Below are 25862 nucleotides of genomic sequence, written 5' to 3' on the forward strand. Positions count from 1 at the left end.
CAGTCCCTATAAAATTTTTTTAGTTTCTAACCTAGTATGTAGATTTTAATTTTTTATTATAATCTGCATACTATTTTAAATTAAAATTAACTAACCCAAATAAATATGAATTTAAAATCTACCTTATTAATTACGTTTGCCTCCATATTTTTCTCTTCGGTATATGGACAAAATTCTAAAAATGAACCTGAAATTCAAGACTCCATTAAAAAAATATCATTTGTAGAAAGAATGACAAGTGATAGTTCTCATTTGGCTCAAGGCATCAAATTAAAATTTATAAATGATTTAGTTGGAGCAAATGAAAAAAGCTTTGTCCCAACTTTAAAATATGGAATTGGTTTCGTATTAGAAACCTTATATCAAGAAATCCCTAAAGAGGCAAGAGGACATAGAGAAGGAAGTTCTAGATACAACTTTCAACCGGCAGCCTTTAAAATAGGATTTTTACATACGGATATGCAAATTACTCCTAAATTAGGAGCAGGGATTACTTATAACCTTCACGCAAATAAAATTTCAGACGTGTTTATAAATTATGATTTTAATCCTTTATTAAGTGTAAAAATTGGTAGATTTAAAGGTTCTGGAAACCGAGCAGCGAATGAAACCTCTGCTTATGATTTGGATTTAGCAGATTTCACCTATACATCAGAAAATCAAAGTATTGACCAAGGCGCTCCAGATTTAAGACATTATGGAATAAACTTATCTGGATTTATAACCAAATACGTTAAGTACGGCTTTTTTTGGCATAACAGTGATAGTAATAGAGATAGATATTGGTCTGCAGCCAATGACGGTCCCTCATCAGGACAAGGCAATCATGGTTTAGAGTTTAAAAGCTGGGATGCTTCTTTAAGAATTTATCCTATCAAAAATATAGAATTTGGTGGACATATTGGCGCAGTTAATTTACCTGGAATGGGATATAAACAAACTTGGGCTTACTCTGGTTATGCATACTATGTAAATCCTAAAAAATTCAAATTTAAATTTGACTATGGAACCAACAAGCAAGTACGTTTTCTTAATCCTTCAACCGGAGATTACAATTTAACTGCATCGCCAGGAGGAAATATGGATTATTCTAAATACGATTATAAAACAGTTAATAAATTAGGATATTCTTTCTTAGTAGGGGTTAACGTATCACCAAGGTTTGAGCCCGTAGCAAGGTTTGAATATTACAACCAAGGGAATAAAGAATTTTCCGGATTCAATTATACCGACCTGTATTTATACACTGCCGGTATTAATTTTTACGTTTATCCGAACAGTCCAAGAATGGCTAAAATAACAGCATTTTATCAACATAGGGCAGAATCTGGAGGACCAAGCATTGCTAACGACTGGTTTGGAATCAATTATCAAATTGTATTGTATAATAATACTAAAGGGAATTTTTAATTAATTAATAAATTTTTTTTAATAAATTGCATAGCAATTGATTTTTTTTATTAAAAACTCATATTATTTAAATAATATGAGTTTTTTTAAAGATTTAAAATTGTAATATCAAACTAATTAAACACACAAAAAATGCAAAAAAAATTAATTTTAGCTTTAGATCAAGGGACAACCTCATCAAGAGCTATACTATTTAACCACCATGGTGAAATAGTATCCGTTTCGCAAAAAGATTATACCCAATACTTTCCTAAACCAGGCTGGGTAGAACATGATCCAGAAGAAATATGGTCATCACAAATTTCTGTTGCAGCAGAAGTAACTGCTAAACAAGGCATCTCTGGTTTAGACATAGCAGCCATCGGAATTACAAACCAAAGAGAAACTACCATAGTTTGGGACAGAGAAACAAGCACGCCCATCTATAATGCAATTGTATGGCAAGATCGAAGAACTGCTAAATATTGTGATGAATTAAAAGCTCAAGGATTAACAGATAGCATAAGAGAAAAAACAGGTTTAATCTTGGATGCTTATTTTTCTGGAACCAAGGTAAAATGGATATTAGATAATGTTCCCGGAGCAAGGGAAAAAGCAGAACAAGGCAAACTTTGTTTTGGAACTGTGGATACTTGGCTAATTTGGAAACTTACTCGTGGTAAAATGCATATTACAGATGTTTCAAATGCATCAAGAACACTTCTATATAATATTCATAAGCAAGAATGGGACGAAGATTTATTAAAATTATTTAATATACCTAAAGCTATACTTCCAGAAGTTAAACAAAGTAGTGAAGTATATGGAGAAACGGCAACAACTTTATTTTCTACCAAAATACCTATATCAGGGATCGCGGGAGACCAACAAGCGGCTTTATTTGGACAATTATGCACCGAACCGGGCATGGCAAAAAACACTTATGGTACCGGATGCTTTTTATTAATGAATACCGGGGAACAAGCTGTATTATCCAAAAATAATTTATTAACAACAATTGCATGGAAAATTAATGGTAAAGTTCATTATGCTTTAGAAGGAAGTGTATTTGTTGGAGGAGCTGCTGTGCAATGGCTTAGAGATGGTGTGAAAATCGTGAAGTCATCACCTGAGAGCGAAAGACTTGCTCAATCAGTTCCTGACAACGGCGGAGTTTATTTTGTTCCAGCTCTTACAGGTTTAGGGGCACCTTATTGGGATCCTTATGCTAGAGGAGGAATTTTAGGAATTACACGGGGAACCACTGAAGCACATATTGCAAGGGCTACTTTGGAAGGAATTGCCTATCAAGTCTACGATTTAGTTAAAGCAATGGAAGCAGATTCTGGCGTTAAAGATTTGGAATTAAGAGTAGACGGTGGGGCTTGTGCCAACGATTTAATGATGCAATTTCAATCCGATATCTTTAGATTTAATGTTGTTAGACCAAAAACTTTGGAAACAACCGCATTAGGAGCTGCTTATTTAGCCGGATTGGCTGTTGGATATTGGAATAGTATTGAAGAATTGCAGCAACAAAGATCAATAGATCAAATTTTCCAGCCAAAAATGGATCTTGTTCAAGCAGAAAAATATATTAAAGATTGGAGAAAGGCCGTTGGGAGAGTGCGTAATTGGGTTGATGAAGAAGATAAATAAATTATAGAAATCACAATCCTAAAAATAAAATATCATTTTTAATTAAGTTTAATGTTTTAAACTTAATTAATATATGTTTTACTTACAAAGATTCATAAAATTTTAAAGTATTAAGTATAAATTTATAAAACCACAAATATGAAAAAGTTTCTTTTATTACTTGCCTCTATTTCATTCCTAAATTTCTCATACAGTCAAGAAATTGATAAGTTAGACTTTAATTTGAATTTAGAAACCAGCCATATATGGAACGGTATTATTGTTTCTAAGGCTCCAGCAGCAGGAATTGATATCAATTATGCTTTCGATAAAAAAAATAATTTAAAACTAGGTGTATGGGGAGGCGTTGGTTTATCCGATGCTAATGGTAAACACTACCAAGAAGTTGATTATTATTTCAAATATAATACCGCCCGATGGGGTTTAGGAATTTGGGATGTATTTAACAATACTGATCTTACTGGAAAAGCTGATGAAATATTTAATTATGATAATAAAACCACTGGTCATAGACTTGATTTAAGGGGGTACTATGTTTTATCAGAAAATTTTCCTTTAAAGTTAGACGTTGTTACCTCTTTTTATGGTAACGATAGAAATGCTAAAGGTGATCAAACATTTTCCACTTACACTGGACTCACTTATTCTGTGCTTAGAGATAAGAAAGTTGACCTAGACGTATTTTTTGGTACAGCTTTTAACCTTGGAAAAGGATATAATTTTTATGGGGATGGTACCAAAGATTTTGATGTAGTTAATTTTGGTTTAACCGTTTCTAAAGATGTTCCAGTTTTAGGATATAAATTGCCTGTATCAGCAACAGCAATGTGGAATCCTTCTAGAAAAGAAGGGATAATTCATTTATCTACACAGTTATTTTAAATTAGTAAAATTTTTAAATTATTAAACTACTTCTTAAATATTAAGGAGTAGTTTTATTTTAAATATAATAAATATTTAAATATTTTATATTTGCATACTTTTATTATTAAATAGTAGGATTATAACGTGATTTTAACTCTAAAATATAAATTAATTACTGTTTTATTAATATTCTTAATATCTACAGAGTTTATAAAAGCACAAATTGATATTAAAGTTATCAATATTGAGAATAATCAACCTATTATAAATGCTTCTGTATTTGATAAATTAAACAATTATTTGGGAGTTACAAACGAAGACGGGATTTTTAAAGTATTAGACACCAAAAAGTATGAAAGAATAATAATAAAAATTCCAGGATTTGAAGAAAAAATAGTGGCTACTGGAAAGCTAAATAAATCTGTATATTTATTTAGAAAAGGATTAAAGTTAAAAAGTGATTTAAAAGCCACAAAAATACTTAAAAAAATGTGGGACAATAGAAATTTAAATAGTCCTGATCATTTAGATAGTTATGAATTTGATTCCTATGTTAAATTTTCGATTGAAGCTCCTTCAGATTCTGTCTCTTACATTCCTAATCCTAAAACAAAATTAGATTCTTTAAATAATAAATTTAAGTCATTATTGGATAAAAGTATGCTTTTTTTAGGAGAAAGAACAATGACTTATAAATACGATAAAAAGTTTGGAAGAAAAGCTATAGTAACTGCTTATAAAGCAGGTGGTTTTAGCGATCCTGAGCTATTTAATGCAACCATTACTCTATCACTTGTTAATGAAATACCTAAAATACTCACTCCTAAGGAACTACAACACAATACTTCACTATTGGTTGATAGTATTGATTTAAATGGTAGAAAAACTTATATAATCTATACATTCAAAGGGAAATCACAATCAGAAAATTATAGAAGTCTTACGGTATTTATTGATGCTAAGAGTTATGCTCTAGTAAAACTCATAGGTAATACATCTAAAATCTCTGACATTTACTATGAAATTACATATGCTGAAAATAATGGTATTTGGTATGCAGAGAATGAATATATTCAGACAAAATTATTAAGTAAAAATTTCATTGAAAAAATGAATAAATTACTTCCTAAAAGTTTATTTTTCTTCACTAGATTATCAACTACTGCTACTATAGAATCTAATTTCTTAAATTTTAAAAGTCCTATTGTATTTGATCCAAAGGAATTTAATGGATATGAGTATGCTATATCAAAAACAATAAATACCGATAAAAACCTCACCTTATATAACCTAAGAACAGATAGCCTTTCAAATAAAGAATCTAATACTTACCACGAACTAAATAGACTTTCTAAGAAATATAATGTTGAACCTAAAATTAGTTTTCTAAGAAGTTTATCCTCAGGAGTTTTACCTATTGGTTTTTTTAATTTTGACATATTTAACTTGGTTAGCAATAATATGTACGAATCATTTAGATATCAAGTAGGCGGAAGAACCAATTGGAAATTAAGCAACAATTTTAGCATAGGAGGCTATATTGCTAAGGGTACTAAAGACAAAGATACAAAAGGCGGTGGAGAGGTAACTTTTTATATTAATAAAAAAAAAGGAGGAGAACTTACATTAAAATTAGAAACAGACGTATTGCCTGTTGGTAGAACAAAAATTAAATATCAAACAGCTAAAGATATACTAGAAGCTAAACCTAATAACATTTATAATGATAAATATTTTAGTTACCGAACTATTGATTTATCTTATCAACAAAACTTTTTTAAAAATATTGATTTTACCTTTCTATTAAACTATCAAAAACAAAGAGTAGATTTTGATTATAAATTTAAAAATTATAATGTTGATACTTGGTTTAATTTTGTAACTACTTCAGTTATGATGCGCTACGCTCCTAATGTTAAATATATTGAATCTATTTCTGGTAAAAGAACGACTCTTAAAGATATACCACCCTACTATTACCTTACTTACTCAAAATCTTGGAATCTATTTAATAATAGCACTGCAACACACCGGATATATCTCTCAACCTTATATATATTAAATACTAGACTAGGATCTACAGAAATTTTAGGAAATATGGGAGCTTCCTTTGGAGAAACGCCATTAATGAATACTTATGAGGGTGTTGGAGTTGCCAAAGGAGGAAGAAGCCTTTGGGGGAGATTTAGTGTAAAGGGATACCAAAGTTTTGAAACTATGGAGCCTTCAACATTTTTTTCTGATAAATTTGCTTCTATTCAACTTTTACATCATCTGCCTTCAATAAGATTGAATCAATCCAAGTCTCTATACTTTACACTAGTCTATAAAGGTCTTATTGGTGGAATGTCACATAAAGAAGATCATCAACTTTTTGTTTTTGAAGTACCTAAAGATTATTATCAAGAAATTGGAATTGAGGCTAATAAACTTTTTTTAGGTTTTTTAGGTGTTGGAGTTTATAGCAGAATCGGTGCTTATAAAATAGGTAATTTAGATAGAAATTTGTATATAAAATTGACTTTGGATCTATAAGTTTGAATCAAAAATCATATAACCAATCATATTTTATAAATATTAATACTGAGCTATGTTTTAAAATTACTTTTCCTTACTACTTCAAAATATATAAAACGGTTCAGTACTTTAATTTTTATGAAAATACACATAAATACTATAAAGCCAATTAAAATATATAAAAGAATAAAATGGCCTATCGCCTAACTAAATATTTCTTCATATCTATGAATTATCATTTCTTTAGAAAACCTACTTTTTATAGAATTTTTAATTTTTTCTATATCCTTTTGTTTAACTAACTCCTTTTTTATTTTTGTAGCAAAATTTTTATAATCTTCTATATTCAATATATCTCCATTTATGCCTGATTCAATTATTTCATTTATTCCTCCTTTACAATTATTAGCCAAAGAATATGTTCCGCAAATACCTGCTTCTAATAATACATTAGGAAAACCTTCATAGCGTGAAGAGAGAATGAATAAATCAGCTTTTTTAAGATACGGAAAGGGGTTGGTCACCTTGCCTAGAAAAAAAACCTTATTAAGTCCTAATTGACTTTTTAATTTCAATAATTTTTCTTTATCTCTCCCATCTCCTAAAATGTACAAATTAATATTTTCATTTTTTAAATATGAAAATACCTGCAAAAGATTATCAAATCCTTTTCTTTTTGACAAATTGCCTATTGCCAAAACATTTTTAAATTGATTTGAAAAAGGCAAATTAATCTCTTTCATTGATAACGATTGAATTAAACTTACATCAATTGGATTATTAATTTTAATTATTTTATTTTCTTTTATATTAATATTTTTAATAAGATCATCTTTCATATCATCACTTTGTGCAATGATTTTATGATAGTTATTATAAAATTTATAAAAGAATTTTATTTCAGGTCTGGTTATATGTTTTGATACTATATTAGTTTCTCTAGCAATAAAAAATATTTTTGGAAAAAAGGGTATTAAAGGTGCTAAATAAGCAGAAACTTCTCCCCAACCTCCAAAAACAATATCTGGTTTAAGCCTTCTCAACACACTAAGAATAGGAAATATAGATTTTCGTATTCGCTCTGTTTTAACATCTATAATTTCTACTTCTTTATCCAAAAATTCTAAATAATACCCTTCTTTTCTCATAAGGAGTAACTTAGGGATAAATTTATTTTTATCCAGATTATTTATAAGTAGAGTAATTATTCGTTCTGCTCCTCCCATATTCAAATCTGGGAGAATAAACAATATTGTTTTCATCTACACCTTATTATTTATATATCCTTGAGTTGCTTTTTCATTAGGAATTATAGAGGATGGATTTCCTATTACAATAGAATGATCTGGTATATCTTCTGTAACATAGGCATTAGGCGCTATTAAAACATTATTTCCTATAGTAATATTCCCTACTATAACTGCATTGGCTCCTATCCAAACTTCACTGCCTATGGTGGGAATTCCTTTATTTTCACCTCTATTTGTCTGCCCAATAGTTACACCAGTAGCTATATTACAATTTTTACCTATCTTAACTTTTGGATTAATAATAACAGTTCCCCAATGTCCTAAATAAAAACCTTCATCTATCTGAGTTTCTGGATAAATTTGAAAACCATATTTAATCTGATATCTGTAAAGCAATAAACGATAAAACATTCCTAATATAGATTTCTTTTTGTGATATGAAGCTTTTCTTAAAATATATAAATATCTGAAATTTGGATTTATTAATGATCTAAAAATAAATTTCTTAGGATAATTCCCATAAATTCTAAAATAGTCCTTTTTTATTTTACTATCAGACATCGTTTTTATTTTAATTATTATCAATAATATCCATCAACTTTTTCACAGAATTTTCTAATGTAAATGGTAAATCTTCTTTTTCTAATTTTTGAATATAAGCATCAGGGGTCTTTGTATGGCTTAAAAATTCCTTCATTCCTTCATAAATCCCTTCTTCTGAATTTTCAACTATTTTTCCTAATTCTCCTTCTTGAAGCATTTCCCTCACTCCAGAAACATCTGTCGCAATAATAGGTTTTTTAAGTGCAAGTGCTTCAAATAAAACTGTCGGATATCCTTCATAACGTGAAGATAGTATAAAAAAATCAGATTTTTTTAAGTAAGGATAGGGATTATTTCTATATCCTATCATATGAATTGTATCTTCTAACTTATGAAGTTTAACAAAATTGTTTAAATTATTAAAATCATAACCATCTCCTACAATACAAATTTTATGTTTTAAACCTTCTTTCAATAGTTTTATGTGAACATTAATTAATCTATCAAATCCTTTGGCTGGATATACTGTTCCAATGGCTACAAAAATTTTTTCTTTACCAGTTATAAAATCTATATCCTTTTTATCAACAGCCTTTTGCAAAATTTCATTAGAATTAATAGGATTATAAATTTTTATAATTTTATCTTTTTCTTCTTTAGAGCTAGCTAAATTATCAAACCCATTTTTAATATTTTCTGAAATTGCAAGTATTCGATCTGCTTTAAAAAATTTTTTTAACTTATCCTTTGAATATTTTGGAATTTTGAATAAATCACTATGAATCCAGACTATTTTTTTTGAATTTTTAACAGGACTTTTTAAAACTTCTTCTAGCAATGTATGATTTGCTATTAACTCAACATCATAATCCTTCTTTTTTAAAATATATTTATACAATATATTTGGGAAAATTTTTAATATCTCTTCTTTACTTCTTCTATAAACTTTAACAGGGATTTCGCAAGGTTTATTTGTTGTGATCATCTCTCCTTCATGAAGGTGATAAATATTTATCCAATTTGGAACTTCTGGTAAATATTTACCAAACTTTAGATTTAGCAATAAATCAATTTCATATTTATTCTCTGGAATATTTTTTAGGAAAGTTACTAACACTTTTTCAGCTCCTCCATGTCTCAACGAGCCTATTCTAATTAGTATTTTTTTCTTTATAAGCATGTGGCAAATTTTTATTCCAGAAATCTTCTAAATCTTTTCTATTCTTTTCTAATATTCTTGGATATAAAACATTATTTTTTATAATTTTATCTCCATAATCTTCTATTGTACAAATAAATTTAGCTGGAATTCCTGCATATACAGAATTAGCAGGCATAGAAGTTGTTAGTACAGAACCTGCTCCTAATATACAATTATTTCCCATTTTTACTCTTGGTAATATAATACAGTTATTTCCAATAAAGCAATTATTACCAATTTGAATTCTTCCTAAGCTTCTGGCGTCCTTATATTTATCCATACTTCTTATTACATAAGTACCACCATCATGATTTATAAAACGTACTCCTGCTGTAATTTTTGTATTATCTCCAATTTCTATTAGAAAAGGCTCTGATCCAAAATTGGGCATTTCTATAAAGATAACGTTTTTCCCTAATTTTAGTCCTCTTTCTAATGATTTTTTAAGATAATATTCATCTGATAATTTTTTTTGAAATTTTCCTAAATAATAGAAGAATTTTTGAATTAAAGATTTCATTTTATAAATAAATTTTCTATTTCACTATAAATTTTAGTTGGATTAAAGTATTCTTTAAATTTTTTATTATTACTAGCAAAATCAGACACTTTTAAATGATCAGTCAAAAATAATTTCATAGCATCATATAATTCTACTTTATTTCTACTTTCTACAATTATACCATTATCATTACTCATCATTTCTTTTACACCCCCAACATCTGTTATAATAATAGGTTTTTCTAAAATTAAACTTTCTGCTAATGCTAATGGATAAGCTTCTGAAAATGATGGTGAAACAAAAAAGTCTGCTTGTTTTATAAATGGATACGGATTATGTTTTCCTCCTAAAAGTATGAAGGTATTTCTTAAATTATATTTATCTATAAATTCTTCAATTTTATTTTTATAATTTCCTTCACCCACAATATATATCTTATGAAAAAAACCATTGCTAATCAAATCCTTATGAACATCCAATAAAATATGATATCCTTTTCCAACAGTTAATCTTCCTATTGAAATAAAAGTTTTTATATTATTATTTTTATCATAAATTAATCTATCTAAATCTAAAATTGATTCTTTAGACTTTAATAATATCGAACTTACATCTATTGGATTATAAATAATTTGAGGGTATTTTACTTTAATCCTATAATGATCTTCAATTATATTTTTTGTTTGATTTGATACAAAAATACATTTATCAAAACTATTTATTTGCTCTATAATCTTAATATTATAATTATCTGAAAAACCTGTATTTCTTATATCACCATGAACCCAGCCAATTTTTTTAGAATTTTTGATTGGACTTTTTAAAACTTCATTAAAATTATAATGTAGAAAAGCTATCTCAAAATCTAGATTTTCAATTCTAAATTTTTTATATAATAGTAAAGGAAATATATTGTAAAATATTAATTTAAATCTTCTAAATACCAATTGTATTAATCGAATTAAATAAAATTTACTTAAAAAATTTTTTCCTTTTCCTATATAACATACATTTATATCTTTTGGAATATCCTCTAATAATTCGCCTTGATAAAGATTTAATAAAAGAGTAATTTCAAATTTATTCTTGTTTAAGTTATTAAGAATATTTAATAAAACTTTTTGAACTCCTCCAGTCTCCATGGAACGAATTCTAATTAATATTTTTATTTTATTTTTTATCATTAAATTAAATATCCTCTAAAACCTAGTAATATATATATAATATTTTTATAGTTAAGCAAAATTATAAAAATTAATTTAAGAATAATCTAATTTATACGTGAAAACGTAATATACATACATATATTCCTAAAAATTTAAAGACATTATTTTATATATTTGTTATTATGGAATATTCTAAAAAATATATTATATTTTTAGTTTTAATAATTAGCCATTTATCATTTGCTCAAGTTAATGAAAGTATATCAAATATTAATATAGATTCACTAAATAGAAAGCCTAAAGTAGGTTTAGTTTTAAGTGGTGGTGGTGCCAAGGGTTTTGCTCATATTGAAGTACTGGAAGCCATTGAAAAAGCAGGAATTAGAATTGACTATATCAGCGGTACAAGTATGGGTGCAATAGTAGGATCGTTATATGCTGCAGGTTACTCACCTAATGAGATTAAATATGCTATTGAAAGTGTTGATTTTACAGAACTATTTATTCAAAATAAAGAAAGGGATTATATTCCTTTCTTTAATAAATCTTATGGAGAAAAACATATAATTTCATTGCCCTTAAAAAATTTTAAACTAACTTTTCCTTCAGCCATTAGTGACGGGCAAGGTCCATTGCTTTTATTAACTAAACTATTATATAATGTACACGATGTAAAAGATTATTCTCATTTACCCATTCCTTTTTTATGTATAGCAACGGATCTTGAAACTGGCGAAGAAATACAAATGGAATCAGGTTTTTTACCATTAAGTGTATTAGCTAGTGGAGCTTATCCTTCCTTGCTTGAACCTGTGAAAATCAATGGTAAAATATTGGTGGATGGCGGTATTGTTAACAATTTTCCTGCAAAAGCATTAAAAGATAAGGGAATGGATATTGTTATAGGTGTAGATTTAGGATCTGGTTTACAAAGTGCCAAAGAAATAAACTCTATTTTAAATATAATTAATCAAATTGTCAGCTATAGAATAAACTTAAAAACGGATTATGAAAGAGATTTTGTTGATCTTTTAATAAAACCTGATTTAAAGGATTTTAGTGTTACGGATTTTGATAAAAAAGATTCTATTTTAGCAAAAGGCAAAATAATAGCTGATAAATACTTTCCTCAACTAAAAAAAATTGCTGAATTACAAAATTATGATAGTTTATCAAGACCTAGAATTAAAGAACTTCCTGAAGATAAATATTTATTTATAACCAACTTTTCTATAGAGGGTAATTCAAGTGATGATTCTATTTTTATTAAAAGAAAAATTGGTTTACATACACCTATGAATTCATCAATAACCAAACTAAATCAAGGAGTATCCAATTTATATTCAACTGGAAATTATAATCAAGTATATTATAAAATTAAATATGACTCCACCAAAAATAGTCAGAAAATTACTTTACACTTAGATGAAAAAAGTAATAATTTTTTAAAATTAGGATTACACTATGATGATGTTTATAAAGCTTCATTACTTACAAATATAACTTTAAATAAATTATTTTTAAAAAATTCTACCTTATCCTTAGATGTTATTTTTAGTAATAATTTTAGAACGAATTTAAATTACTACATCGATAATGGTATATTACCAAGCTTTGGTTTGAACACAAGTTATACTAACTTCAACTTTAACTATTCAGATATTAAAAATGATGAGTATCCCTTTGATCGTATTAGGAATTTTAATCAACAAATATATATACAGTCCACTTTAATGGAGAAGTATGCATTAGGTGCTGGGCTAGAATACAATTACATATATACTTTGCCATTTTATTTAAATAATATTGATTACAAAAAAGATGAAAATTATTTTTTTAACACATATTTATATTTAAAGGCAGATACCCAAGACAATGCAAATTTTCCTTCTAGAGGTTTTAAATTAGACGTTTCTACTAGATTCAATTTATTTTCAAATGCTGAAAAAGAGAGATTTACGATGCTGAAAGGCGACTTGAATTTTGCAATTCCAATTACTAAGAGATTATTTATTGAAAACCAACTTTTTTTAGGAGTTTCATTTGAATCCCCATCACTTCAATATAAATATTATTTAGGTGGGTATTTTAAACAAGATTTTAATAATTTTAAAAGCTTTTTAGGACTACCCTTTGGTTATGTATTCAATGATCAAATTTTAACCTTATATTCTTCTTTAAACTATAGATTATTTAAAAACCATTATTTAAAAACTTATGTAAACTTAGCTAATTTAGAAAATGATTTTGACAATATAAATTATTTTAAATATAAATATACTAGTTTTGGAATTGGATACGGGTATGACAGTCCATTTGGTCCTATAAATCTTATGTACTCATATTCAGTCAATCAAAATAAAGGTGTATTAAGTGTAGGTTTAGGCTATTGGTTTTAAAATTTTAATTATGATAAATTATTTTTCAAATAATAACTTTAAACTAAAAAATAAACAAAAGATTAGAAATTGGCTTAACAAAGCTATTTTAATGGAAAATCATGTGGTAGGAAATATAAATTATATATTTTGTTCGGACGAACAACTCTTAGAAATTAACATTAAATACCTTGATCATGATTATTATACAGATATTATTACTTTTGATTACAAAGAGAACAATAGAGTTTCAGGAGACCTCTATTTATCCACAGATAGAATAATTGATAATGCTAAATTAAATAATATATCATTTGACGAGGAAATTATTAGAGTTCTAATTCATGGAATTCTTCATATCATTGGTTATAATGATAAATCACCCAATGAATCTAAATTAATGAGAGAAAAAGAAAACTTCTATATTAATTTATATAAAAATTGATTTAAAAAAATTGTTTCACGTGGAACATATAAAAAAATATGATATTAGATAAATACGATGTAATTGTAGTAGGCGGTGGACATGCAGGATCCGAAGCTGCTGCTGCTGCTGCTAATTTAGGTTCTAAAACCTTACTAATAACTATGAATTTACAAACTATAGGACAAATGTCTTGTAATCCAGCCATGGGTGGTATTGCCAAAGGACAAATTGTAAGGGAAATAGATGCATTAGGAGGCCTATCAGGAATAGTAACTGATAAGACCATGATTCAATTTAAAATGCTTAACCTTTCTAAAGGTCCGGCTATGTGGAGCCCTAGAGCACAATCTGATCGAATGAGATTCTCAGAAGAATGGAGATTACAACTTGAATCTATTCCTAATCTTGATTTTTTTCAAGATATGGTAACTAATATTATAACTGAAAAAAGTAAAATAATAGGAGTTAAAACTTATATGGGTGCAACCATATATACAAAATCACTTATATTAACTAATGGAACATTTTTAAATGGATTAATACATATAGGTGACAAGCAATTTGGTGGAGGCAGAATGGGTGAAAAATCTGCATTTGGTATAACTGAAAATCTTGTTGATTTAGGTTTTGAATCAGGAAGAATGAAAACGGGAACACCTCCAAGAGTTGATGGAAGAAGCATAAATTTTTCTAAAATGAAAGAACAAAAGGGTGATGAAAATCCATTAAAATTTTCCTATACAGAAACTCCGAAACTAATAAATCAAAGAAGCTGTTATATCACTTATACTAATACTCAAGTACATGAAACGCTAAAAGAAGGATTTCAAAGATCTCCTCTTTTTAATGGAACTATAAAAAGCACGGGTCCAAGATATTGTCCATCCATAGAGGATAAAATTAATAGATTTGCAGAAAGAGAAAGACACCAAATATTTGCTGAACCTGAAGGTTGGAAAACTATAGAATATTATATTAATGGTTTTAGTACCTCTTTACCCGATGATATCCAAATTAAAGCACTTCGGTTAATTCCTGGATTTGAAGAAGCTAAATTATTTAGACCTGGTTACGCCATAGAATACGACTACTTCCCTCCTACTCAACTTAAAAATACTTTAGAAACAAAAATTATTGAACAATTATATTTTGCCGGACAAATAAATGGAACTACAGGTTATGAAGAAGCAGCTGCCCAAGGGCTAATAGCAGGTATAAATGCATCATTAAAAGTACAAAACAAAGATCCATTTATTTTAAGAAGAAATCAGGCTTATATAGGAGTTCTTATTGACGACCTTATTACTAAAGGCACTGAAGAACCATATAGAATGTTTACTTCAAGAGCTGAATATAGAATGAGCCTAAGACAAGACAATGCAGACGAAAGATTAACACCATTGGGATACTCCATCGGATTAGCATCTAATGATAGAATTATATCTTTAGAGAAAAAATTAAAAGAAACTAATGAATTAATTCAATTTATTAAAACTACATCCATTCATAAAGAACAAACAAATCCTATTTTAGAATATAATAATTCTACCTTAATTAATCAAACTGTGAAAGCAGAAAGTATTTTATTAAGACCGAATATAAAATTAAAAGATCTTAAACAAATCCCTCAAATTGAAAATTTTATTAAACAAAACAATTATTCAGAAGATGTTTTAGAACAAACCGAAATTAAAATAAAATATAAAGGTTATATAGATAAAGAATTAGAAAATGTAGAAAAATTAAATCGTTTGGAAAATATTAAAATTCCACCAAATTTCGATTATAATAAACTAAATAGTATTTCTACAGAAGCTAAACAAAAATTTATTAAATTTAAACCTGAAACTATTGGTCAAGCAAACAGGATAAGTGGAGTTTCTCCTTCAGATATAAATATCTTATTAATTTACCTAGGAAGATAAAAAGCAAAATGTTCCACGTGGAACATTTTATATTATATATAGCTATTGAAATGAAAATTATTGATTATTTTTTAACATATGAAACCTTTGAACTGATTAAAACTAACTATGATGGTGTTTTAAAAACTAATAATATTCCTATAGATCTGAATAAATACTATAATAGTGAAAAATATTTATCACATACAAAAAACAACACATTAAAATCAAAAGTATATCAATTCATACAAAAGTTAAATGAAAATTATAAATTAAAAATTATTTCAAAATATAAGTCATCAGGGAAAATTTTAGATTATGGTTGTGGAGATGGTTCATTTCTAAAATTTTTGAAAAATAATGACTTTTCAATTCTTGGTTTTGAACCCAATACAAAAGCTTCAGAAATAGCTATATCAAAAATTGGTAATGACAATATAACAAATTCATTAGATAGTATTGAAAAAAATTCATTAGATATAATTACACTCTGGCATGTGTTAGAACATATATCAAATCCTGAAGAAATTCTTAGTAAATTAAAAACAAAATTAAAAAAAGATGGTTATTTAATTATTGCTCTACCTAATCATAAATCCTATGATGCAAAATTCTATAAAGAAAGATGGGCTGCTTGGGATGTTCCTAGACATAATTTTCATTACTCAAAAGAAGGTGCAATTCAATTTTTCAATATAAACAATTTTAATGTATTACATACATATCCCCTACCCTTTGACAGTTTTTACATATCTTTAATTAGTGAAAGTTATTCTAAAAATCCTTTTGGTATTTTTAGATTTCCATTTATTGCTTCATTATCAAATTTGAAAGGAATGATAAATGGAAATTTTTCTTCTGTAATTTATATATTAAGCGGAAAAAAATAAAATTGTATTGCCATGAGAATTACATATTTATGATGTTGTATTAATGAATATATAAAACTCTAAGGAAACTGAGTTAAAAATAAAAAATATTATAATTAATATATTGAATATCAATGTATTAATTATAATATTTAACCCAAAATAAAATATAAAATTTTATTTCATATTTTCTAAATTATTAAAAAAAAGAAATTACACATCTACCTCTACAATAATTTTACCTGTATTTTTATTTTCCTCCATAAATTTTAATGCTTTAGGAGTTTCTCTCCATTTAAAAATTTTAGAAATTGAAATTTTAAATCTTGGATTAGTAATTATTTCAGGTAATAAAAATTCTATATCAGTTAATAAATTCTTTTTAACCGATATAGGTTGAGATCTAAGTGTTGATCCAACAATTTTTTGTCTTTTCATTAATAAGGTACCTAAATCAAGATTAATTTCTTTACCGCTCATAATCCCTATTATTATAATTATACCATCTTTATTTAGTACTTTCTGATCAAATTCAAAAGTATTTTTACCTACTGGGTCAAGTACAAGATCAATACCTCCTTCATTTATTATTTTTTTACAGCTATTTTCTAATTCAGATAATAAAAATGTAACATCCGCACCTTGATCTCTTAAATAATCTAATTTTTCAGCACTTCTTGTAGTTGCAACTACATAACAACCACAATACTTAGCATATTGGATAGCTACAGAACCTACAGAACCCGTAGCTGAATGCAATAAAACCCTCTGCCCTTTTTGTATATTCCCAATGAGTTTTAAGTTTAATAAAACTGTACACCATGCCTCAGGAAGAGAAGCTGCTTGTATAAACGACAAAGAATCTGGAATATTTATAATTTCATCCTCACTCACGTAAATATACTCCGCATAGGCCCCACCAGACACTAGTCCCATCACTCGATCACCACTTTGGAAAATACATCCTTTAAAAGAATTTATAACTACTCCCGAAAATTCCATTCCCAGAATAGATGTAACACCTTCAGGAGGTGGATAATTCCCATATATTTGACCTAAATCTGCTCTGTTTAATCCAAAAGCTTTAATTTTGATTAATATCTTATCAAAATAGATAGATTCCGTAAATATATCTTGTTCTCTTTCTTCAAGTAAATTATTGTCTGCTAACCAAAATTTCATAATTATTTTTATTTAAAGATACTTTTTTTACCACCAAAGAACACCTAATTTAGTAAAGGGTAACATAATTAATAGTATGAATATCATAAAACATAAATAATTAAAATCTTCACTTTCAAATTTATATTCTCTAATTTCATTTTTATTCTTAGCTAAAATAGCTATAAGTATGATATACAATGAAAAACAAATATTTGAAAACCAACGTAAGGCATCAGATCCAAGGAAAAACATTATAAAAGTAAATGGTATTGGAATAAAAATAAATTTATAATATAACTTACTAATATTTAATATTTTAAAAAAAAATTTTATAATATAGATGAAAGTAAATAAATTAATAAAACCTAAAAACCAAAACTTTACATGGGTAAAATTTAAAACCATTGAATTGTAAATCTGACTATATAAACTATCTGTAATTACAGTACTTTCAATATAAACTTCACCTGAAGACTTATTAATAAGATAATTTTTAAATATTTCAAAATCAACTTCTAATTTACCAAAATATATATTAAAAAAATAGAAGCAATAGATGTAATACAAAAAAATAAAAATACTTTATTAATCTTCATATCATTTATTATAAACCAACATATAAAATATGTAGGAAGCCATAATAATAAAAATCCTTCATGAATAAATAAAACTATTGGAGATAAAATAAAAAGTATATGAATTATTTTTTGGCTAAATGGTAATAAGAATAACAGGCAATATAAAATTCCTAAAATATCTAATCTACCCAAATCATACCATAAGTTCTTCAATAAGGAAGGAGATATTAATAATAAACAGATTAAGAAATAACTTAAGAATTTATTTTTAAAATTTATTTCATCAATAATTTTAACAAAAAGAATACCCAGTATAATAATGAGTAATGTCGCTATTCCTACGAATACTTGTTCAGTAATAGATATTGGCAAAATATTTAATATCTGCCCTAGTAAACCTCTTTTTATAAAGCCAAAACTATAATCATATAAGAAGTACTGATAGTTAAATTTTAAACTAATATGATTATCATATAAAATGAATATGTAATAAGATAACCCAAAAAAAAGTATCAAGAAATATTCCGGATTATTAATCTTAAATATATTTTTCATTTCTAAATATAAATAAAAAAATAAAAGCTTAATATTAAAATAATAAGCTTTTATATCATTTTTAAAAAAATATGAAATTAATTTTCTAAAATAGCTGCTACACCAGGTAATTCTTTACCTTCTAAGGATTCTAACATGGCTCCACCACCGGTTGATACATAACTTACTTTATTAGTATAGTTATTTTGTTTAACAAAGGCAACACTATCTCCACCTCCAACTAATGAAAAAGCACCTCCTTTAGTAGCTACTCCAATAGCATCGCCTATTGCCTTAGTTCCAACGGCAAAATTAGGCATTTCGAAAACTCCTAATGGACCGTTCCATAAAATAGTTTTAGAATTCAAAATAACTTCAGAGAAAGTCTTTATGGTTTTAGGACCAATATCTAACCCCTCCCATCCATCAGGAATTTCATTTGTATCTACCACTTTACAATTAGCATCATTAGAAAAATTATCTGCTACTACTGAATCTTCAGGGATGTAAACTTTTACATTGTTTTCAGCTGCCTTTTTTAATATTTCTAAGGCCAAATCCAATTTATCATCCTCGCAGATAGATATTCCTATATTTCCACCATTTGCTTTTACAAAAGTATAGGTCATACCACCTCCAATAATAAGATTATCAACTACGGGAAGGATATTTTCAATAATCGTAATTTTTGAAGAAACTTTAGATCCGCCTAAGATTGCAGTAACAGGTTTTTCTCCCGTTTTAAGAACTTTTTGTATAGCTTCAAGTTCTTTAGCCATTAAAAGACCAAAACATTTATTATTAGGGAAAAATTGTGCTATCACAGCTGTTGATGCATGAGCTCTGTGAGCAGTACCAAAGGCATCATTTACATAAATATCTCCTAATTTTGCTAACTGCTTTGCAAAATCAACATCTCCTTGTTCTTCTTCTTTATGAAAACGTAAATTCTCTAATAATAATACTTCTCCAGATTTTAATTCTGAAACAGCTTTTTCCGCTTTCTCTCCAACACATTCATCCACAAATTTAACCGAACAACCTAATACATTAGATACTTCATCAACTATAAATTTCAAAGAATATTTTTCAGAAGCTTCCCCTTTAGGTCTACCCAAATGTGTCATTAAAATTGCGGATCCTCCATCTTTTAAAACTTTATCAATCGTATCTTTAGCAGAAACTATTCTCGTATTATCAGTAACTTTTAAATTATCATCTTGAGGGACATTAAAATCAACTCTTATCAATGCTTTTTTTCCATTGAAATTAAAATCATTAACTGTCTTCATAATTTATTGCTTGTTTATTTAATACAAAGATACCTTCATTAAAAATAAAATTGAAATTTTTTCAATCTTAATTTTATCCACATTTAATTATATATTCTTCTTCTTTTTTATTTAATAAATAGAGAAAATAATAATAGTTGTAATAATAGGGCTGTTGATATGTGGATAACTTATAAAATATTAGTTATAAAGATTTATTTTATTGTTATTAACAATTACAAATTGAATTAAAATTTTGATTTTAAGTAAATTAAAAGGTTATTAACAAATATAAATATAATATTAATAACTTAAAATGGATAAACAATTATGTTAATAATGGGTTACATCTATAAAAATAAATGATGAGTAAATTTCTAAAATAAATTTTGTGCAGTTTTAAAAAAATTTTAATTCAAAATCTTTTAGTTATAACAAAATTTATTTTTATAAAATTTTAAACAAAGATAAATTATAATTGTTAATTACTTATTAAGATTCATTATATCAGTAAATTAATATTTTAATTAAATATTAATTCCTTGATATTGTTAATGATAGGATATATTAGAAGAGCTGCTTATGCTTCAATTTATTAACAAGATTGTAGTACCACATATAACTAATGGTTTCTCCCCTTTTCATTAGGATATAAGTTTGGTAGAGAATTACTTTGCCAAAATTCTTTATTATTTATATTTAAAATAGATAATTTTCCATTAAAAGCTGCGCCCGTGTCTATATTCCAAATGTTAGCTTTTTGAGTAGGAATAGTTGAGCAAATATGTGTGGTTGGTGTGTGTCCTATGTATATTTCATTATACAACTTAAGTCTTTTAGGATAAAGATCAGAATCTTTATTAATATTGGTATTTAAAGCTACTGCTGTTTCCCATAAAGTTCTATCCCAATAGAACGATTCATTATAACGCTCAAAATCAACACCTCTCATATGTGTAAAACCAGCGTGTAAAAATAAACGATTATCATGATCCAAATAATAGGACTCAAGTTCCTCTAAAAACTGTATATGCTTAAAAATAGTTTTTTTTAAGATCTTTTCATAACTATTAACAGTAGCTGAACCACCATGAATTAACCAAGTTGGGTCTAAATCTCCATGCTTTAAATAGTTCAATAAATAAACATCATGATTTCCTCTAATAAAAATACATGAATTTGTATGTTTTAGATTAATTAAAAAGTCTAAAACTTGAGGAGATTCACTCCATCCATCCACATAGTCACCTAAAAAAATTAGCTGATCATTGTTAGATACATTAGCTATTTTAAAAACTTGAGTTAATGCTTTAAAACCACCGTGTATGTCTCCCACTACTAAAATTCTTTCCATAGATATTAAAGTTACAAATTAATTATTATATGTATGATTAATAAATAATGCTATGTTAGTACCTTTGTTAAATTTACAATTTTAAAAGGTTATGGAATTGAATCCATTATTAGAAAAATATATAGAAGAAAATAGTGAAGAAGAAAATTCTATATTAAGACAAATACGAAAGGAAACACATTTAAAAACTACCCAACCACATATGCTATCCGGTGTATTACAAGGAAGAATTTTAAGTATGATTTCAAAAATGATAAATCCTAAATTTATATTAGAAATAGGAACTTTTACAGGATATTCAACTCTTTGTTTAGCAGAAGGCTTATCTTCATCTGGTAAAATATTAACACTGGACAAAAATTTGGAAACCGCTTACATTCCTAAAAAATATTTTGAAATTTCTGAATTTAAAGATCAAATAGAATTTAAAATTGAAAATGCACTTTTATATATTCCAAAAATAATTGAAACTATTGATTTAGTGTTTTTAGATGCTGATAAAGAAAACTATTCCAATTATTTAGATCTAGTTAAACCAAAACTTAAAAAAGGAGGAATTATACTAGCTGATAACATTTTATGGAAAGGAAAAGTGATAGACCATAAAGGAGATAAAAAAACTGAAATAATAAAGGATTTTAACAAAAAAGTTCATTCTGATGATGAATTAGAAGTTGTAATTTTACCCATAAGAGACGGTTTAAGCATTATAAGAAAAAAATAGAAAAAACTTATGAATAAATCTGTAGTACAGGTTAGTGTAGCACCAGTTAGAAAAGAACCTTCAGATGCTGCTGAAATGGTTACTCAACTTTTGTTCGGTGAATTGTGTGAAGTACTAGATACGAATAAGCAATGGAATAAAATTAAAGTAGAATATGATAATTATGAAGGTTGGGTTGACTCAAAACAAATCTTAAATTTAGAGTTAGATAAATTTTCACTTTTTTCTCAAAAGACATCCTATATAATAGAACCCTTTAATCTTTTAATTTATAAAAATCAACCTTTTCCTGTAACTATAGGAGCAGAAATACATCATTTAAGCGAGAATAATATTTTCGAATTATCCCCTAACCATAAATTTATAGTTGAAGAAAGTCTTAATAATCAAAAATTAGATAAAAATAAATTATTAGAAATTGCCTTTAAATATATAAATACTCCCTATTTATGGGGAGGAAAATCACCTTATGGAATTGATTGTAGTGGGCTGACCCAAATGGTTTACAAAATTGCAGGTTATCAATTGCCTAGAGATGCCTATCAACAAGCAGAAGTTGGTCAAGTATTAAGTTTTATAGAAGAGGCTGAACCCGGAGATTTAGCTTTTTTTGAAAATGAGGAGGGAAAAATTGTTCATGTAGGAATTATTCTTCCGAATCAAAAAATTTTACATGCGCACGGAAGAGTTAGAATTGATAGCTTAGATTATACCGGAATTTTTAATTTAGATTTAAATAGATATACCCATCAATTAAGATTAATGAGAAGAATTATATAAAAAATTAACGAGAAAATTCAATAACCTCTAAGTTCCTAACATCTTCACCATCAATGAGAAAACGAAGCATTGTTCGTACTTTATGAAAACCATAAATTCCTATGGCTCCAGGATTCATATGAAGAAGATTAAATTTTTTATCATTCATAACTTTTAAAATGTGAGAATGTCCACAAATAAAAAGTTTAGGAGGGTTATCTTTAATCTGATCTTTTACCACAGGTGCATATTTTCCTGGATATCCACCAATATGAGTCATCCAAACATCTATAGATTCACACATAAATCTATGATTTAATGGAAATTCTTTTCTTATTTCAGAGCCATCTATATTTCCGTAAACTGCTTTAAAAGACAAACTAACTTTTTTTAAAGCATCAGAAACATTAACGTCTCCAATATCACCAGCGTGCCATACCTCATCCGCTTGTGAAGCGTAATCTAAAATTTTATCATCAATGTAAGAATGAGTATCAGAAAGTAATAAGATTTTTCTCACTATTTTTGTTTCAAAAATACGATAGAATTGCGATATTTTATAGAATTTTCATACGACGGCACGAATTATTTTGGATATCAAAAACAGCCCAATCAAATTACGGTTCAAGAAGTCTTAGAAGATAGATTAAGTAAAATTTTGAGAACTGAGATTAAAACTGTTGGTGCAGGTCGGACAGATACAGGAGTTCATGCAAGTAAAATGTTTGCGCATTTTGATTATGCAGATAATTTAACGGAGAAATTTATTGATAAAATGAATTCATTTTTACCTCAGGATATACTAATAAAAAAATTCATAAAAGTTGCAGAAAATGCCCATGCAAGGTTTGACGCAGTAAAAAGAACTTATAAATACTCAATTACAACAACTAAAAACCCATTTAAAAGAGAATTTCACGCACAATACTTGAATTATAATTTAGATTTAATAAAAATGAATAATGCTGCTAAAATCTTATTTAAATATTTAGATTTCACCAGTTTTTCTAAATTACATGCAGACAATAAAACCAATGATTGTGTAGTTAAACAAGCAAAATGGGAACAAAAAAATGATGAATTCATTTTTACAATTTCTGCCAATCGTTTTTTAAGGAATATGGTAAGAGCAATCGTAGGAACATTAATTGATGTAGGAAGAGGAAAAATTAGCGAACAAGAATTTGAATTAATTATTCAGAAAAAAAATAGAAGCTTTGCTTCAACGTCAGCACCTGCCAAAGGCTTAATTCTAATAGATATAGAATATCCTCCAGAAATTTTTAAATAATAAATGTATAAAAATGGAATTTATAACCAGTTTTTTTAATCAATATCATACCCAAATTATTGCTACAATAATTACGTTAGTAGTCATTTTTTTAATTAAATTTATTATAAATCGTATAATAAAAAAATATAGTGCGCATGCCAATATTAAGGAAATAAGAATTAAAATAATTATAAAATACTTTAACGTACTAATAAACATTATAGGGTTTGTGCTACTAATTACCATATGGGGAGTCACCCCTCAATGGCTATTCGCTTCGTTTGCTTCATTTTTCGCTATAGTTGGGGTAGCCTTTTTCGCACAATGGTCAATACTTAGTAATGTTACCGCAGGATTTATAATATATTTTGCTTCTCCTTTTAAAATTGGGGATACCATAAAAATTTTAGATAAAGATATGGGCATAGAAGCAAAAGTAGAAGATATAAAAGCCTTTTATGTAATATTACTTTCTAAAGAAGGTTTACCCATTATGATACCCAATAATTTAATATTACAAAAAGCAATCTATACAATTAGTAGAGAAGAATAAGTAAAAAAAATATAAATGCTATTTTATAAAGATAAAGGAAAAGGAAAGTCAATAGTTTTATTACACGGATTTTTAGAGAATTTAAAAATGTGGGAACACTTCCAAGAAAAACTTTCTAAAAATTACAGAGTAATAACCATTGATCTTCCTGGACATGGCAAATCTTCTGATTTATCTGAAGAGGTATATACAATGGAATATATGGCAGAAAAAGTCAATGAAGTACTAGAATTTTTAAAGATAGATAATTTTATAGTAATAGGCCATTCGATGGGAGGATATGTAGCACTTGCATTGGCTGATTTGTATAAAAGTAAAATAGATGGTTTAGGACTTTTCTACTCTACTACTCTACCTGATAATGAGGAAAAAAAAGAACAAAGATTAAGAGCTGCTGAGTTAGCAATTAAAAATCCAAAAGATTTTTTTTCTCTTGCTATACCTAACCTTTTTGCTAATAGTAATTCAATTAAATCTAAAATCTATATTGAAATAGCTACTTCTTGGGCAAATGAGACCACTTTAAAAGGTATCTCCGCTTCATTAAAAGGAATGCGGTTAAGGAAAAACAGAACAAGTATTATAAAAAAATTCCATAAACCCGTATTTATTTTGATGGGAACGTACGATAAAGCTATAAAAAATATAGATTTAAAAAATAATTTAGAAGGATTAAATCATATAAGTTTTTATGAATTACCTACGGGACATATGGGCTCATTAGAGGCACCCAATGAAAGTTTAGAAATAATAGAAACTTGGTTGAAAACTAAGTTTTAAATTAATCAAATTATAAATTAAGTATTATTCTTATTGATTAATAATAACTTATTTTAAGTTAATTCATGAATCTCAAATTGCAAAACTGGAAAATTATTTCTGTAATTTTTGAGAAAATTTTTTCAGATAAATTTTAGGGAAGCAAGATCAATCTAAAATTCATTTAAATTAAGGATAACTAAATTATGAGTTAAGTTTTTTTT

At 27.0% G+C, this 25862-nt stretch carries 23 protein-coding genes; 13 read left to right on the top strand and 10 right to left on the bottom strand.

Annotation, left to right across the window (positions count from 1 at the left end; all coding sequences use genetic code 11):
• Positions 1–105 precede the first annotated feature (105 nt).
• From ETU10_RS02670 to ETU10_RS02685, 4 genes are all read left to right on the top strand, one after another.
• The gene (locus ETU10_RS02670; protein WP_146309685.1) at positions 106–1410 is read left to right on the top strand and encodes a hypothetical protein; all 1305 of its coding nucleotides are present in this window, start codon (positions 106–108) and stop codon (positions 1408–1410) included.
• A gap of 132 nt (positions 1411–1542) precedes the next feature.
• Positions 1543–3048, top strand: coding sequence for a glycerol kinase GlpK (gene glpK, locus ETU10_RS02675; RefSeq protein WP_146261634.1), 1506 nt, complete (start codon positions 1543–1545; stop codon positions 3046–3048).
• A 138-nt stretch (positions 3049–3186) separates the two neighbouring features.
• Positions 3187–3930 (top strand): hypothetical protein, encoded by a 744-nt coding sequence (locus ETU10_RS02680; RefSeq protein ID WP_146261635.1) that lies wholly within the window; start codon positions 3187–3189, stop codon positions 3928–3930.
• 126 nt (positions 3931–4056) lie between these two features.
• Entirely contained in the window at positions 4057–6447 is a 2391-nt protein-coding gene (locus ETU10_RS02685) for a carboxypeptidase-like regulatory domain-containing protein (protein WP_146309687.1), read from the top strand.
• A gap of 185 nt (positions 6448–6632) precedes the next feature.
• Here the strand turns inward: ETU10_RS02685 and ETU10_RS02690 are convergent, their stop codons facing one another.
• Genes ETU10_RS02690 through ETU10_RS02705 form a run of 5 tightly spaced genes read right to left on the bottom strand, consistent with a single transcriptional unit; the run spans position 6633 to position 11109 of the window.
• Positions 6633–7691: a glycosyltransferase gene (locus ETU10_RS02690; RefSeq protein ID WP_185145043.1), complete on the bottom strand. Its 1059-nt coding sequence runs from the start codon at positions 7689–7691 to the stop codon at positions 6633–6635.
• Entirely contained in the window at positions 7692–8240 is a 549-nt protein-coding gene (locus ETU10_RS11130) for a serine O-acetyltransferase (RefSeq protein ID WP_185145044.1), read from the bottom strand.
• Between the two features lie 10 nt (positions 8241–8250).
• Positions 8251–9402, bottom strand: coding sequence for a glycosyltransferase (locus ETU10_RS02695; RefSeq protein WP_146309689.1), 1152 nt, complete (start codon positions 9400–9402; stop codon positions 8251–8253).
• Positions 9374–9943 (bottom strand): acyltransferase, encoded by a 570-nt coding sequence (locus tag ETU10_RS02700; protein WP_146309691.1) that lies wholly within the window; start codon positions 9941–9943, stop codon positions 9374–9376. The genes ETU10_RS02695 and ETU10_RS02700 overlap by 29 nt, the downstream gene beginning before the upstream one ends.
• Positions 9940–11109: a glycosyltransferase gene (locus tag ETU10_RS02705; RefSeq protein ID WP_146309693.1), complete on the bottom strand. Its 1170-nt coding sequence runs from the start codon at positions 11107–11109 to the stop codon at positions 9940–9942. Before ETU10_RS02705 ends, ETU10_RS02700 begins: the two co-directional genes overlap by 4 nt.
• 164 nt (positions 11110–11273) lie before the next feature.
• Between ETU10_RS02705 and ETU10_RS02710 the strand changes: the two genes are divergently transcribed.
• The 4 genes from ETU10_RS02710 to ETU10_RS02725 are packed head-to-tail and all read left to right on the top strand — an operon-like array spanning position 11274 to position 16690.
• Positions 11274–13490 carry a patatin-like phospholipase family protein gene (locus ETU10_RS02710; protein WP_146309695.1) on the top strand — a complete coding sequence of 739 codons (2217 nt, stop codon included), beginning with the start codon at positions 11274–11276 and terminating at the stop codon, positions 13488–13490.
• A 10-nt stretch (positions 13491–13500) separates the two neighbouring features.
• The gene (gene ybeY / locus ETU10_RS02715; protein ID WP_146309697.1) at positions 13501–13914 is read left to right on the top strand and encodes an rRNA maturation RNase YbeY; all 414 of its coding nucleotides are present in this window, start codon (positions 13501–13503) and stop codon (positions 13912–13914) included.
• 38 nt (positions 13915–13952) lie between these two features.
• Complete coding sequence (mnmG, locus tag ETU10_RS02720) at positions 13953–15821, top strand: tRNA uridine-5-carboxymethylaminomethyl(34) synthesis enzyme MnmG (protein WP_146309699.1); 1869 nt, start codon at positions 13953–13955, stop codon at positions 15819–15821.
• 17 nt (positions 15822–15838) lie between these two features.
• The gene (locus ETU10_RS02725) at positions 15839–16690 is read left to right on the top strand and encodes a class I SAM-dependent methyltransferase (protein ID WP_246118411.1); all 852 of its coding nucleotides are present in this window, start codon (positions 15839–15841) and stop codon (positions 16688–16690) included.
• Positions 16691–16882: 192 nt separating this feature from the next.
• On the opposite strand, the gene ETU10_RS02730 is transcribed toward ETU10_RS02725, so the two are convergent.
• From ETU10_RS02730 to ETU10_RS02740, 4 genes are all read right to left on the bottom strand, one after another.
• Positions 16883–17851, bottom strand: coding sequence for a zinc-binding dehydrogenase (locus ETU10_RS02730; RefSeq protein ID WP_146309701.1), 969 nt, complete (start codon positions 17849–17851; stop codon positions 16883–16885).
• Positions 17852–17878: 27 nt separating this feature from the next.
• Positions 17879–18085: a hypothetical protein gene (locus tag ETU10_RS11135; protein WP_185145045.1), complete on the bottom strand. Its 207-nt coding sequence runs from the start codon at positions 18083–18085 to the stop codon at positions 17879–17881.
• A gap of 958 nt (positions 18086–19043) precedes the next feature.
• Positions 19044–20237: a phosphoglycerate kinase gene (locus ETU10_RS02735; protein WP_146309702.1), complete on the bottom strand. Its 1194-nt coding sequence runs from the start codon at positions 20235–20237 to the stop codon at positions 19044–19046.
• A 601-nt stretch (positions 20238–20838) separates the two neighbouring features.
• A complete protein-coding gene (locus ETU10_RS02740) occupies positions 20839–21570 on the bottom strand; it encodes a metallophosphoesterase family protein (RefSeq protein WP_146309704.1) in 732 nt (243 codons plus the stop codon).
• Positions 21571–21661: 91 nt separating this feature from the next.
• Between ETU10_RS02740 and ETU10_RS02745 the strand changes: the two genes are divergently transcribed.
• Both ETU10_RS02745 and ETU10_RS02750 read left to right on the top strand, forming a co-directional pair.
• Positions 21662–22294, top strand: coding sequence for an O-methyltransferase (locus ETU10_RS02745; RefSeq protein ID WP_146309706.1), 633 nt, complete (start codon positions 21662–21664; stop codon positions 22292–22294).
• 9 nt (positions 22295–22303) lie between these two features.
• Positions 22304–23074 (top strand): C40 family peptidase, encoded by a 771-nt coding sequence (locus ETU10_RS02750; protein WP_146309708.1) that lies wholly within the window; start codon positions 22304–22306, stop codon positions 23072–23074.
• 4 nt (positions 23075–23078) lie between these two features.
• Here the strand turns inward: ETU10_RS02750 and ETU10_RS02755 are convergent, their stop codons facing one another.
• Positions 23079–23573 carry a metallophosphoesterase family protein gene (locus tag ETU10_RS02755; RefSeq protein WP_146309710.1) on the bottom strand — a complete coding sequence of 165 codons (495 nt, stop codon included), beginning with the start codon at positions 23571–23573 and terminating at the stop codon, positions 23079–23081.
• A gap of 27 nt (positions 23574–23600) precedes the next feature.
• Here ETU10_RS02755 and truA point away from each other — a divergent pair, with 27 nt between their 5' ends.
• The 3 genes from truA to ETU10_RS02770 are packed head-to-tail and all read left to right on the top strand — an operon-like array spanning position 23601 to position 25659.
• A complete protein-coding gene (gene truA / locus ETU10_RS02760) occupies positions 23601–24344 on the top strand; it encodes a tRNA pseudouridine(38-40) synthase TruA (protein ID WP_146309712.1) in 744 nt (247 codons plus the stop codon).
• Positions 24345–24357: 13 nt separating this feature from the next.
• Entirely contained in the window at positions 24358–24879 is a 522-nt protein-coding gene (locus ETU10_RS02765; protein ID WP_146309714.1) for a mechanosensitive ion channel family protein, read from the top strand.
• 15 nt (positions 24880–24894) lie between these two features.
• Positions 24895–25659 carry an alpha/beta fold hydrolase gene (locus tag ETU10_RS02770; RefSeq protein ID WP_146309716.1) on the top strand — a complete coding sequence of 255 codons (765 nt, stop codon included), beginning with the start codon at positions 24895–24897 and terminating at the stop codon, positions 25657–25659.
• The last annotated feature ends 203 nt before the right edge of the window (positions 25660–25862 follow it).

It is taken from the genome of Apibacter muscae (assembly GCF_007845595.1).
In the GTDB taxonomy this organism is placed as follows: Bacteria; Bacteroidota; Bacteroidia; order Flavobacteriales; family Weeksellaceae; genus Apibacter; species Apibacter muscae.